The organism is Ruegeria sp. CK3, assembly GCF_056536565.1.
Genome location: NZ_JBQFPV010000007.1, coordinates 74,552 through 88,592, shown reverse-complemented (window position 1 = coordinate 88,592; position 14,041 = coordinate 74,552). Strand labels below are relative to the sequence as shown.

General features: G+C 55.6%; 8 protein-coding genes. 4 read left to right on the top strand and 4 right to left on the bottom strand.

Features of this window, described 5'->3' with window-relative positions:
* Positions 1 to 39: 39 nt before the first annotated feature.
* On the bottom strand, positions 40 to 936 hold the full coding sequence (locus tag ACR0C3_RS11450; protein ID WP_480758528.1) for a LysR family transcriptional regulator: 897 nt from the start codon (positions 934 to 936) through the stop codon (positions 40 to 42).
* Between the two features lie 118 nt (positions 937 to 1,054).
* On the opposite strand from ACR0C3_RS11450, the gene ACR0C3_RS11445 reads away from it, so the two are divergent.
* The 4 genes from ACR0C3_RS11445 (at position 1,055) to ACR0C3_RS11430 (ending at position 3,830) form a co-directional block, all read left to right on the top strand.
* Positions 1,055 to 1,549, top strand: a complete 495-nt coding sequence (locus tag ACR0C3_RS11445) for a nuclear transport factor 2 family protein (protein WP_480758527.1) — start codon at positions 1,055 to 1,057, stop codon at positions 1,547 to 1,549.
* 20 nt (positions 1,550 to 1,569) lie between these two features.
* A complete protein-coding gene (locus tag ACR0C3_RS11440) occupies positions 1,570 to 1,962 on the top strand; it encodes a nuclear transport factor 2 family protein (protein WP_480758525.1) in 393 nt (130 codons plus the stop codon).
* Positions 1,959 to 2,561 carry an NAD(P)H-dependent oxidoreductase gene (locus ACR0C3_RS11435; RefSeq protein ID WP_480758523.1) on the top strand — a complete coding sequence of 201 codons (603 nt, stop codon included), beginning with the start codon at positions 1,959 to 1,961 and terminating at the stop codon, positions 2,559 to 2,561. Before ACR0C3_RS11440 ends, ACR0C3_RS11435 begins: the two co-directional genes overlap by 4 nt.
* Positions 2,562 to 2,672: 111 nt before the next feature.
* Positions 2,673 to 3,830, top strand: coding sequence for an adenylate/guanylate cyclase domain-containing protein (locus ACR0C3_RS11430; RefSeq protein WP_480758522.1), 1,158 nt, complete (start codon positions 2,673 to 2,675; stop codon positions 3,828 to 3,830).
* Between the two features lie 307 nt (positions 3,831 to 4,137).
* Here the strand turns inward: ACR0C3_RS11430 and ACR0C3_RS11425 are convergent, their stop codons facing one another.
* From ACR0C3_RS11425 to ACR0C3_RS11415, 3 genes are all read right to left on the bottom strand, one after another.
* Positions 4,138 to 5,085 carry a DMT family transporter gene (locus tag ACR0C3_RS11425; RefSeq protein WP_480758521.1) on the bottom strand — a complete coding sequence of 316 codons (948 nt, stop codon included), beginning with the start codon at positions 5,083 to 5,085 and terminating at the stop codon, positions 4,138 to 4,140.
* 1,023 nt (positions 5,086 to 6,108) lie between these two features.
* Positions 6,109 to 11,253: a RecQ family ATP-dependent DNA helicase gene (locus ACR0C3_RS11420; RefSeq protein WP_480758520.1), complete on the bottom strand. Its 5,145-nt coding sequence runs from the start codon at positions 11,251 to 11,253 to the stop codon at positions 6,109 to 6,111.
* A gap of 487 nt (positions 11,254 to 11,740) precedes the next feature.
* Positions 11,741 to 13,744, bottom strand: coding sequence for a DUF6538 domain-containing protein (locus ACR0C3_RS11415; RefSeq protein ID WP_480758518.1), 2,004 nt, complete (start codon positions 13,742 to 13,744; stop codon positions 11,741 to 11,743).
* Positions 13,745 to 14,041 lie beyond the last annotated feature (297 nt).

Here is a 14,041-nt window from a genome sequence, read left to right as displayed (position 1 = left end):
GCTTGCAATGCTCGATATGTGGGTTCTGCGCGCGCAGGGTCAAACGCTTTGTTGGCGCTTTATGTGGTCGATGAACAGCCTCAGGGGCATCATGGATTTATACTCGCGTGGGAAATACATGAAAATACCTGGGGTGAGGCCCAAGTGGTCCTCAAGAACTGGTGTCAAAACTCCGGTATCAATCAGTGGGGCAACATAAGCCCTGAAGGTATAGGCCAACCCTAACCCTCTTTTCGCCAGATCCACCGTTGCAGGAAGGGCGTTCGCGATCAGGTTACCTTGCACATCTACGGCATATTCCTCCTCGCTCGATTGAAAGCTCCATGGGGCAATCTGGCCCGAGGATTGGAACCTGTAGCGGATACAGGTATGCCCCAGCAGGTCAGGCGGTGTTTCCGGTATGCCACGTGCCGTCAGGTAATCCGGGCTGGCGACGACGGTCACTGGAAGCGGCGGCGTCAACCGCACAGCCACCATGTCCTGTGCCACACGATCCCCAAGACGGAATCCAGCATGCAGCTCTTCCCCGAGTATGTCTGAAAGCGCATCCGTCAACGACAGTTCCAGTTCGATCTCGGGATACGCGGCACAAAAACTCTTGAGGATCGGACCCACGTAAAGGTGGTAGGCAAACTCCGGCATCGCCAGTTTCAACGTGCCCCGCGCGGCGTGACCGGTGCTGCGCGCGCTTTCGACCGCCTCGGAGAGTTGATCAAAGGCAGGCCCCGCGCCGCGGATCAGGGCGCGCCCGGCCTCGGTCAGGCTGATTGAGCGCGTTGTCCGAATGAAGAGCGCGGTGCCCAACTGGTCTTCCAACGATTTCAATTGATGGCTAACGGTCGATGGCTTGATACCCAGCGCCTCGGCCGCAGCACGCAGCGATCCGTGGCGCGCGATGGCGGTAAAGATTTCAAGCGTGGCAAGTGGCAGGCGCATAGAAGTCCCGAACAAACTTATTATTCGATATCATACATGAAAGAAGTGCCAACAGGGTGAATTATCACGCCCTATCGGGATTATTATCTTCGTGTCATCGTATTCAGGAGGACACAAGATGAACACTCTGACCAAAGTTGCTGCCCTCACCGCTGCTCTGATCACAGGAGAGGCCGCCATGGCCGCATCCCCCGAAGACAATATCAAAATCGTACAGGACTTCTTCGCCGCCTATGGCGCCCGTGATCTGGACGGCATCGCAGCCGTGATGGACGACAACGTCAAATGGCACATCCCAGGCCGCCACCCCTTGTCTGGAACCAAGACCGGCCGGGACGAGGTTCTGGCCTTTTTCGAACAATTGGGCACCGCTGGTTTTCAGGCAGAACCCATCTATTTCGGAGCCGACGAAACCCATGTGGTTGATATCCATCGCGGCTGGTCGAACGCCGATGGCAAACCGAATGTCGATACGACTTGGGCCCTCGTCTATCGGATCGAGAATGGCAAGATCGTCGAGGCGACCAACCTGTCCGCCGATCAGGATGCGGCAAACACGTTTTTCTGGTCCCAGTACTCGCTGGCTCCGGTCCCTGAGCGACTTGCCAAGTAAACCATCAACAGGAGATTCAAGTGACCGATTACCCCGAAATCCGCGGCTTCATCGCCGACTGGTTTGCCCGGTTCGACAGGCTGGATCCGATCGACGCGTTCCTGCCTGACCTCCACCCAGATGTTGACTGGGACATGCCTGACGTCGATACCACTCTCAACGGGCATGATCGCGTGCGTGCTTGGTATCGTGGCGTGCTTGAAACCTTGCAGCGTCCAACCGAGCATCACGTCAGCAAGATCGCAATCAAGCCCGGTGCCGCACAATTCGAAGTTCTGTTTCGCGCCACGACCTTTGCGGGGGACCACATTGAAGCCCGCGTTCAGGAAAACTGGCGCTTTGAAACCCGACCCGATGGTCGCCCGCTAATCACCCATTATTCCGCAACATTCCTGCAAGAGGCAGATACATGAAAACCCTTGTCCTCACCGCGCATCCGGACCTGAGCAAATCGCGCGTCAACCGCGCCTGGTTTGACGCACTTTCAGAAGCCGCCGACGCGACAACCCGCGATCTGACCGCCATTGGCGGCAGTGAGATGCGCTTTGACATCAAAGCCGAACAGACCCTCTTGCTGGCCCATGACCGGATCGTGTTCCAGTTTCCATTCTACTGGTATTCCGCACCTCCGGTCATGAAAGCCTGGATGGATCAGGTGCTGAACTATGGTTTCGCCTACGGGCCGGGCGGTGACCAACTGAAAGGGCGTGAGTTCCTCATCCTTGTCTCGACCGGAGGTCCCGAGCACAGCTATCACGCGGGCGGATACAACAACTTTACAATGGCCGAGTTTCTGAAACCGTTCCAACAGACGGCGAACTTGGCCGGAATGACGTATCTAAGGCCTTTCGTGGCCCATGGCATGGCGGTGGCAACTCGAGAGCAGATTGAAGAGAACGTGCCCCATATGCTGGCCTATTTGAGCGATCCCGAATTGGACCCCAAGGTGAGACAGGCCCGTTTGCTCAAACAATTGGAAGACGACCCCTCACTGGCAGCGGCGGTAAGCTGAGACCGACCGATCCTGCGCTGGACAGAAAACACAGGTTTTTCAGCCGGCGCGGGTTCTCCGATGCCCAATGAAAGGTAGACTATCAGCGCGGAACAAGAGTGTGAGACAACGATGGCCGAGACTGATCACCTGAACCACTGGTTGATTTCTGATGGTCGCCTGTTGGGCGACGAGAGGCTTATCGTCAAAGGCTATTGCGAAGGATTGACCGCGCTTGGCGTCCCTCTCGCCCGCGCAAGGATCGCGCAGAATTATTCGAACCCTTTGCTCAGCGCATGGGGGATCATCTGGACACCCGAGGAAACCCGCCGCTACACCGTACCGTCCACGGTTTTGTCGACCAGTGCGTGGCACGGCAGCCCGTTCGAATATGTTGTCACCCAGCGGCGCCCATTGCGCAAACGCCTGACCGACCTCAACGTTCTGGCAGAGCATCCGGTCTATGCCGAGCTGGCCGAAGCAGGCGCCACCGATTTTCTGGCGATCCCGCTGGAGCATGGCAACGGCTCGGTTCAGGGCACCAGCTTTACTTCAAACGCAGATACTGGGTTTTCGGACGCGCATATCCGCTACATCGAAGACACGCGATACGGACTTGCCGCGGCTTTGGAACCCATTGCGATGCGCCAGTCGCAAAAGAGCCTTCTTCGGACCTATCTGGGGCACGGCCCCGCCGAAGAAATTGATCAGGGGCACATAAAGCGCGGAGAACACAGAACAGTTTCTGCCGCAATCCCGTTTGCGGACCTGCGGGGCTTTACCCAAAAGGCCTCAACCTGGTCCGAGGGCGATTTGCTTGCCATGATGGGTAAGTATTTCGAGATGGTTGTGTCGCCCATCCAGGAAGAGGGCGGTGACGTTCTCAAATTCATGGGGGACGGCATACTAGCCGTTTTCAACACTGATGATGACGCAGAAGCCTCGTGCCGATCTGCGGTGCGGGCGGCAGAACACGCCCTGACCAACCTGCGCGACCACAACGAGACAGCCGCCGAAAAGGGAAACGAGCCCATCGAATTCGTCGTCGGCATTGATTTCGGTCGCGTCACCTTTGGCAACATCGGCAGCCCTGATCGCTTGGATTTTACGGTGGTTGGTCAGGCTGTGAACGTGGCCAGTCGCGTTCAGGAACTGTGCAAAAAACTGGACGAAAAGATACTGGTGACTCAGAGCGTCGCAGAACATGTGACAGGCTACAAACACGCAGCTGGCTATCATGCTATCCGCGGCTTGCCGAAGAAAATCGAGGCTTTTGCGATCCGCGCATAGCTCTTCGAAGTCAACCTTTCGCCGAATAAAGTTGCTTGCGTCGAACCTATCGCAAGGATTTATCGTTTACACAGCGCAGATGGGGCACATGCCTATTGGCTTGGACAAAACGGGAATAGTTGTTGGTGAGGAATATGGCTGGGGCGGTAGAAGTTTTTGTCAACATGTTGAAAATCAACAAAATAAAGGAAATGAGGTCAATGGGCAGTGTTCGGAAATTGGTTTGAGTCCAGTATTATGCCTCACTTTTCTGCTTTTGACATTGTGTTTGCACTTTGTATGTCCGGAACGGACCGAGCGTGTAGCCTTACATTGGAGGTACGGCACGTACGGTGACCGACTGTCTGGCCGCCACCCTTTCGCGATGTATCATATACAGCCCCGCACTGATGATGATGGCAATGCCAAGCAGACTAAGCGTGTTCGGAAAGTCGTTGAAGACAAGATAGCCGAACAAGGTCGCGACCGGCAGCTCAAAATACTGCAGCGGTGCCAGCGTGACGGAAGGCGCAAAAGGCAGCGCATAGGTCATCATCATGTGGCTCACCGTCGCAAAAAAGCCAGCGCCCAAAAGCCACAACAACGCGATGTCTGTCGGCCAAACGGGATCAAACAAATCAGAGCCGGAACCTTGCGCAACAATTAGAGCTGGAATGCAAAACAGGCTGGCGATCAGGCCTGTGTGGAATTGCAGGGTCACAGGGTGCACCCGACGCGACAACCCTCGGGTCAAAAGAATGTAAAAAGCGAAGGCAACTGCAGTGCCAAGCGGAATAACGGCAACCGCGCCGAAAGCTGCGAAACTTGGCTGGATGACGAACAACACCCCGACAAACCCCACAAGCGCTGCGCCAACGCGACGCGGGCCGACGGCTTCTCCAAGATAGAACTTGCCGACCAACAAGACGATGAACGGGGCCACGAACACGATTGCCAGCGCATCGGCAAGGGGCATCACCCGGATCGCGGCAATGAAGCAAAATGTTGCGAACACCAGCAGCAATGAGCGTAAAACCAGCACCATCACCTGACCTTTCGCCACGCGCAACGACAGTCCCATTATCCAGATGAAAGGCGCCATCAATCCGCATTGCACCACAAACCGAGCAGCCGTAATCTGCCCAACCGGCACGCTGGTCGACGCGAGTTTCGCAGACACATCCAGCAAATGAGCGGTTAGGCAAAATCCCAGCATCAGCACAACGCCGACAAGGGTGCGATCCGGAGATTGAGGTATGGGTTCAGCAGAGGTCATCGTTTCATTTAGAGATGTCGCCAAATGCGTGTCTATTCTCAATACGACGACAGGCAAAAATCCCGCAATCCAAGAGTTCGAGTTGAATTGGAAATAGCGTTCGCGGCGAATGTCTCCTCCAACGGGCCGCACAGCCGCTTCAGGTGGCGTTGGCTGAAAGAAATACAGAAAGAAAACCTGAGGCGAACCTCTTCATTGAACATGTCTATTCAAATTCAAAAAAAGCATCGTGATTTGCTGATCCAGCGCACATGCACTGGATCAGTAAGTGCACTGTTATGCCAGTTGGGCAAGGTTGCCTGACCGGAAGGCAAAGGTTCAGGGCGCGATTGACGGAGCACGGTTCAAGCACTTCGACCCAATAGACGACATGCTGGGATCCGAACTCGAGGTTTTCGTGCCGTTAAAAGACAGATGAGAGGTGCTTACTCGTCACCGATCAAAATTCATTCTTTGTTCGATAATAGGTCTTCGAGATTGTCATATGGCGCGGTGTCTCTAAACTGTTTCACGAGTTCAGCGTCGTTTGAACGATCCCGCGCGCAAGTTTTCAGTAGCTGCCATAGATGAAGAAGAAGAAAGGTTGTCGCTCCCGCGGCCGCAATATTGAAGGCGATTTCCCACACTGTCACTTTGATATTCCCACAATTGATAAGTTACATCCCCGCAACCTTAGAACCTACCATAGCACTTGACGAGAACCGGAACCTGTGGCTCTGAGCCCAACTTGCCACTGAAAGATCATGTCTCAGGATGACCTGGAAAACCTATTGAACTCAATCAGCAGGCCGACGCCGGAAGAAGAAGCATTTTTTTGCCAAACGTCGCTCCCTTGGTCTCGGTGTCGGGCTCGATGAGCATAGGAAAATAGTCTATCCGAAAAAGCTCGTATTCATCGACTTCGAGGCATCCTCGTTGAACCCCGAAAGCTGGCCGATCTAAGTTGCCTATAGACTCTGAATGACCGCTTTCAGAGATCGGAACAGTTGCTCTCGCACCCACGGCGAAGGTCTGTTTCCCGCCCTACTTGCCGTTCTGACGCTTCCCGAAAACCCTTTCAGCCCCCTTGACCTCTTCGAAAATAAGTTCAGGCACAACCACTTCCCAACTGGCCCGTTTCATCAGGTGATGAAAACTCTCATCGGCATCTTCCTTACGCCAGTGTATGATGGCCGCGATCTCGCCGGTTACAAATTTCGTGCCCATCGGGGGCGCGAATGCTTTTGCCATCCGCCCGAGGGCCCGTCCCTGAAGATCCTCGATCTGCCAGCGATCTCCGACATTGGCGAGCTTGATTGGCGCGCCGACCTGCGCTTCAGAGATCGCCTGGTGAACAATGTGCCGATCACCTTGGCGGCCTGCAAATGACAGGTCGACCATCCTCATTTCGGGCGATTGAAAGAACCGGCGTGGGCCAGGGACTGTCGCCAAGTCGGGCACCATGTGCCGCGTGACGACGGAAGGCGACTCGCTGGGAAGGTACTCGTGATTGTCGTTACTCATGACGATCAAATTGCGCCGTGCACGTGTCATGGCGACATAGAATAAGCGCCTCGGGGCGTCCTGATCTTCGTTTCGCGAGGGCCGTTCCCAACCGCCATCCAGGATCACGACATCGTCAAATTCGAGACCTTTCGCTCTGTGCGCCGTCAACAATTTTAGGCCACGCTGCTCGCCCCATGAATCCTTCGACCATTCAGCAAACCATTCGATCACGTCAGGGATTGGGAGTGTTTTGCCATCAACTTCACGCGCAAGTTGGCCAAGTCCCTCGCCGATCCTGTCTGTCCAACGGCTTGAGGGTATCGTGTTCAGGATTTCGGTAAGGTCGGTCAAGCTGACCAAGGCTGCGCGCCACTCGCGTAGGCCGTCGATGAACGTCCGCATCTCACGGGTACGCCAAACACTTGGCAAGTTTTCGTTCGCCATTTCGACGGGAATATCATGCGCCTCGGCAAAGTCGCGAACCGGTAGAAGCTTGCGCCAATCACGAGAAATGATTGCCGCCCCCTTCCAGCTCCAATCAGGAATCAGTTTTGACAGGCGAATCAATTCGTTGATCGCCGCAAGGGCCTGAGCGTCATTTCCGGCCGGGCAGCCAAGGATTTGGACTCTGCCCTGTGCGACCGGATCGAGGCTTTCCATGATACCACCGGCCGGTTCCTTTTGCCTGGATTTGTCGACTGAAATACCATGCCCTGCTTTCATACGTTCCCGAGATCCTTCGATCACGGCGTTCGCTGCGCCAATGATGTTTTTCGACGAGCGGTAATTGTCCGTCAGAAAGACCGGTTTTGCTGAATATTCTTGTTCGAATTGCCGGATGTGGCGCACCGATGCACCGGCGAACGCATAGATATTTTGGTCGTCATCGCCAACTGCGAACAGGCTGATGCGTTGATCTGGGTCATCGATACTGCGACCGGCCACCGCTGCGATCAACGCATATTCCTCGGGCCCCACGTCTTGATATTCGTCCACAAGGATCCAGCGGAACCCCTGGATCAACGTCTCTCGCAAGGCTTCGGCCTCGATTTTGTCCAACCCGTCGCCACGCAAGAGACGCGCAGCATCGACCAGAAGCGTCTCGAAATCTGGTTCATCGGCTGCTGCTCGTCCAGCGAAACTCGCGCCGATCAACCGCATGGCTAAAGCATGGATGGTCAAGACCGTCACGAAGCGAGCATCTTCGCCGATGAGCAGACGCAAGCGTTCCCGGATCTCGGCCGCCGCGTGGCGATTGTACGCGAGCACCAGTATTCCGTTTGGATCTTCGCGTTTGATCCTGACAAGGTAGGCGACACGATGGACCAGCACGCGTGTCTTGCCTGATCCCGGCCCCGCGAGCACAAGCACATTTGTCTGCTCGCGGTCGTCACGCACGATCTGCTCTTGTGTCGAATTCCCCAGATTGTCGACGATCTCTGCAAAAGACTGTGGAGTTGCCTGCCGCCTGAATTCCGAAATTTTCCCCGGCATCCAAGCTTTCATGAAGTCGGACTGTTCCATTGCAAAATAATCATGCGCGAGTCGCTGGGCCTGATTGATGTCTTCGATGCCTTTGTTCGCATAAGCCGCCATTACGTGGGTCTGAACGGTCTGTTCGGTGTAATGATCTTCAAGTGGCGCAAAATGCTGGATCGTGAAAGCACCGCCTTTCCGGTTGATGTGCAACGTCATGGCCGAGCGGAACACGGACAATCCCTTGCCCAGTGTCACCACTTGCTGTTCGTGCAGCCACAGAAGCGCCCGATCCATAAGCTTTGCTGGATCATTTACAGCCCCCCGTAAGAGCGCATCGCTGTTGATCGCAGCAAGTAGATCACCAAGGGTGGTCTCGACAGGAACATCCTTGCCGCGCAGGCCAGCCTGAACCCTGTTGATCAAGTATGAAACCAAACGCTCTGCCGCCTGTCTGCGAAGATTAGCAGTTTGTTCGATTACCGCCCATGACCTTTGCATTCGCACCATGACACTGCCTTTGGACACCTTGCGCAGGCCGATATTGCCTTTTCCGCCATCCATGTCGCGGCCATCCTGCGCAATCCCGCGAAGCAATCCCTCGACAATATCGGGCCGCACGGAGACGTGTCCCCGCTCCCGCAGTGCCTGCGCTACTGAGGCCAGATGGCAGGGCAAAGCCTCATTGATGTCCGCGTCCGGCGCTTGCTCTCCAAGGATTGCAATCAGGTCTGCTTCTAATCGCGATGCCGCTTCGAACCGCTTCGACGAGGCATTCTCGACACCTACGTGCACGAAGATGGTGATGTTTGTGTCGTCCTTTGCGATCCCCATGGCCTCGAGGTCCGCCAAGGCTTTACGCAGGCTCGACATTGTAAGCCCGTTGACGCCGCAGAGCTCGTCCGTGGTGATGCCCTCTTCCTGCGGCGCGTTGATGATATGCTGCACGATTGCGGCGAGATCCTTGCGCCGCCGCTCGGTGATCTCTGCGGATTCCAGGATTTCACGGACCTCCCGCATGCTCTTTATTCGGAGCGAGGCGGGAAACACCTGCACCCGGTTTTCTTCGCGATTCAGAAGGTGTGCTTCTTCCAGCCAGGCGACGGCTGTCTTCACCCGCGTATCGTCGGTATTGCTGTCCCGCTGGAAATCTCGCTCTTTCTCCTCATGAACGATCTCACCGGGTGTAGCAACAATTTCACCGCCTTTTCCAGTCCGAGCATCAAGGCGTCGGAGCGCCTTCAGGATCGCGCCGATTTCGTGCCGCGCGAGTCGAGAGCGCGCGCTGAGGCTGAACTGACGATCAACGTCTTCGGTATTGAACAACAGGACGCAGTTCGCAGGCTCGCGGTCCCGCCCGGCGCGACCCGCCTCTTGTAGGTAGTTTTCCAGCGACCCCGGCACGTCCCCGTGAACGACCAGACGGATGTCCGGCTTGTCGACCCCCATCCCAAAGGCATTGGTGGCTGCGATCACGCGGAGGTTGCCGACGCGGAAGTCCTCCTGGATCTCACGCTTTTCATCGGGGCTGAGGCCTGCGTGATACCGTTCAGCGGCAATGCCCTGTTGTTTTAAGAACTCCGCCACGCGCTCGGTAGCGTTTTGGGTCGCGCAATAGACGACCGCTCCCGACACGCCCTCACGTGGAAGCTTGGCCTCGATCGTGTCGAGGATATCGGCCATCTTGGTTGCACGCTGCGTTGGTAGCACCTGGAAGCTCAGGTTCGATCGCGATGCGCCACCGTCGATCAACACCAGCTCGGAACCCAGCCGCTCTTTGAAATGACTGCGGATGTCCTGCACGACGTCCGGCTTTGCTGTCGCGGTCAAGCAAAGCACCGGAGCCGGTTCTTCGTCTGAGCTTTCCTTGATAAACCGCGAAACGTAGCGATAGTCGGGTCGGAAATCGTGCCCCCATTTAGACACGCAGTGCGCCTCGTCCAGCACCCACAGCCCCACCTCGCGCTGTATCAGAGCGGACCGAACTGTTGTACTGCGCAGTTGTTCGGGCGAAATCAAAAGGATCGCAGCATCCCCGAGCCGTACCTTGTCAAGCGCATCCTGACGCTCGGGCAAAGACAATAGCCCGTTTATCGTAACCGCCGAGGAAATTCCGGCCCGAACCAAGCCCTGAACCTGGTCTGCCATCAGCGCCACTAGCGGCGATATAACGACGGTCAATGCCCCGGTCTTGTCGAACCGAGACAGCGCGGGAATCTGATAGCAGATAGACTTACCCGTGCCCGTTGGAAGGATACCCAAGAGGTTGTCGCCTTCCATGGCCGTCGCCACGATCTTTTCTTGAAGCGGGCGTCCGTCCTCGTCGACTGGTTCTGGGCGGAAACTTGGGAAGCCGAACCAACGCTCGAGTGCACGGGTGGGATCGTTGTGCTCTGCGCAATAGGCACAGTGCGGATCACGACAATTCGTATCTCTCAGGTCTTTGACGAGCCTTGCTGCGTCACGGAATTGCGCTCGCACCCAAGGCGGCATAACAGAATCCCCACCAGCGACCGAAATCCAGGCAAGAGCATATGCCATCGGCCAGCCCAGCTCAGCGTCCGACAGCCGCTCGAGCAAGCCGTCCACCTGCGCGTCGCAGGCCAAGTCTTTAAGCAACTTCTGAATGGCCTTGTGCGCTTCTGCTTCTGTCGGGATAGGCGCCAGGCGCACGTCGCTGAACAACCGATCAAATCCGTCGCTACCGGGACCTCGGCAGCACAACCAGTGATAGGCCATCATCGTTTCTGGCGACAATGTGTTCAGCGATACGAAGGCGTCGATCTGGTTGCGAAGAACCTCGAACACAAGACGCGCGTCGAGCTCGGGATCATTGACGTGACCGCTTTGAAGCCGCCCATCACGGTAGTGCTTGACCAGATGATGGTAGGGATTGCGCGGGAACGCCAAGGGGTTGAGCCACAGCGTGTCAATCGGACCGTCCGCGAGCTTTGCGAAGCGCGGCGAGACCGCCATGAGATGCGGCAGGTCATGGCGCAGAATATTGTGTCCAATGACATGTGCGAAACCGGCGCAAAACAAGTCAAGCTTTTCAAGCGCGGCCTTCGGATCACCTTTCCGATGAACAATCCCATCTCCATCGTCTTCCGGCACGGCTGCAAAGGCGAACACCTTGGCTTCCTTGGGATCGATCTCCAGATCAATCGACAGACAGCGCGACAAAACTTTGGAATGTTCCCGCGGCATTTGAATACTCTTAATTCCCGGCGGAATAGCCTCTGGCTTTTCAAGCGGCTTTGGTCTGCCACGGCCAAGGGCCTTTGATATGCCACGGGAAATTAAGTTTTTCATATTGGCAGGCTAATAATTTTTTCTTAGGAGCGGAACCTTCCGTGGCCATTTGGCAAAAAGTGTTCTCTCTATGCCATGTCAGTTCTTTGGGGCGAGGCTAGTTTCTTTTTCATTTGGCTTTCAAATCTTTCCATCCAGAACCAACAGCAGGTCGACAATATCACTCGCATCCCGTTGCGAGACCGGGGCTGTCAGGATCCAGGCAGGCCGGTTGATCAAAGTCCGCTTGTTCCCCGGCTCGTCGGTTTATTGAAAATACAGCGAACTACCGGTCTTCCGCCCAAGTAGTAACTGGCGCGAGTGTTCGCGCCAGGTCTGAAAGCCACTCTCATGACTGTTAAGCGAGCGCCAGCAAGTGTTCAAATGCCGCGCGCTTCAGTTTTTATTTCGGCAATTTCAGGGGCCATTCGGTCACCTCACGAAGCTTGATGGCCACTTTCTTGAGCGCTTCGTCAGAGAGACACCCGATCTCTTGTATTTGAAAAAGCGGATTCTCTAATTGCGGGTCTTTTACGGTCACGCTTTCGGCCTGGCTGCTTTCGTCAAGGGTTACTTCAATTTCCAGTGTGGAGCTTTCGGCGAGGTTGCAAGCCAGGATAACTGGGAAGCCATAGCGGTACTTTTTGCCGATCATCAGCTTGAAATCCGCCTTGTCCACCGCCTTTTTAAGATCTTGGACATGATGCGCCGTATAGAAGACGTTCAGGACATTGCCATTCTTGTGCCCAGCGATTGCCTGCCGTTCGCCGTCAACCACCATCTCGCGTTTCAACATGCTCGAGAAAGTCTTGCGAAGCGCATAGAAATCCTCGTCGAAATCACCGATGCCAAGATGTCCGAAAATGCGACGTAGATGCTTGCCGTAGGCACTGGTCACATCTCCTGTTGACGAACGACGCACGGCCTCGGGAAAGAGAAGCGGACCATGATCGTCCCGAAGTGCCTGAAACCATTCGACGAACCCCAAGTCCAACAAAATCTGTGGTATGGGGATAAGCCGCTTGCTGTCCTCTGTCTTACCTGTGGCTTCTGGTCCAGACGCGATTGCCAAGAGATAGGTCCCGTCGCGATACCTGACATCGCTGCGTTTCAGCAACAGAACTTCCTCAATGCGAGAACCGATGGATAAAACGATCAAGGGCACCCAATAATCGGCATCCCGTACGATCACATTGCCTCGTTGCCAGCGGCGATGCTCAGACGCCGCTCCCGAATAGATCGGCGACGTCAAGAGCCGCGCGATCCGCTCAGTGGTCCAAGGCATCCGATTTTTCGGTTTCGTGACTCGTACATGCAGCTCATCGTCGGTTGCAAGTGACTGGATGTGCCGTTGCATTTCTTTGTAGGAAATAGCTTTGGGGATTTCCGGACCGAGTTCTGAAGCCGATTTGAACATCCTGTTCATCGCATCCCGATACTTCTTGAGTGTACACAGGGTTACGCGCGGTACCAGACGTTCTGCGAGCAGGGCACGCTTTTCGGGGTTGGATAGTCCCTCAATAGCGCGGACCTCCTCCATAACCAGGAAATCGGCGGCGTCCGCCTGAGAAATCTCAAATTCCTTGGTTATGTTTTTCCCGTCGCTCTCGAAGCGGTTTCGGCCGTGCGACTTGCCGTGGGTGCGGGGCAGCCGGGATGCCCATCCTAAAAATTCTTTCTGTCTCTCTTTCGTGAGGGAAGATACCGGGATGTCGCCAAGAAATTCTTCCGTCAGCTGGTAAACGGAAGCCGTTATCTTCTTCATGGCCTTGCTGGAATGGTTTTCGTCGGTCCTTGCCCGTGCTTGGGAGAGTAGAACGGGTGCCTGAACGAACTTGTCGAAGTCATCCAGCCCGTGTTCAGCCAAGAGATCAGAACTGGCATAACGCACGTCGTCACCTTCGTGCATGGCAACTTCCACGTCATTGAGCCGACGTTGCAAAGCCGTCGCACGTTTGCCCAGGTCGTTTGAGATCGGTGTGGGGAGATTTAGGGCGACCCGGCCACCGGCGGCGCGCAGCAACGGTTCGACGTCGGCCCATTGTCTGGTTCTTGCGGACTGCCGAAGACGGCGGTTTTCTCCCTGCAGTGCTTCGATCCTTCGGTCGACCTCGCCAGCGCTCAAGGCAGTGTCTTGGTTTTGCTCTTGTAGCATACCCTCAAGTGCTGAGCGTAGCATTTCGGTCAAGACGGCTTTGGCGGTCTCGGGATTAGGCGAATCTTTGGTCAGTGCGTCCACGTGTGTTTTCTCCATCTGCTCGAGGACGGTGAGCAACGCGGCTGCGCGCTTCACGGCGTCGAGCGGGAGGTCGGTTCGCAGCGACAGGCAAAGAAACTGGTTTGGGACCTGGTTTGACAGTTTTTTTGGCAGACGTTTTCGGAAATAGAAAATACGGCCGCGGCGCATGAGGTAGGGGCCGGCATGATAACGGGGTTTGCGCGACCGCGCGCCGGGTCGATTTCTTGCTGGCTGTGTCACAGCATGTGTCACAGTTTCCGAATGCTGTGACACATCGGATTTTCCGGAGGCTCTGTCGCCCCTTATTTTCCTGGCTTTTCTTGTGGAGTCCGGCCTGAAACCGAGTCTTTTCTATTCTCAACACACTGATAATACGACACTTTTCCGAAACTGTCCGTATAGAACCCCAACTTCATCCGGGTTAGATGCGAGTCTTGTGGGCGTGAAGGCAAACAAAAGGCCGCA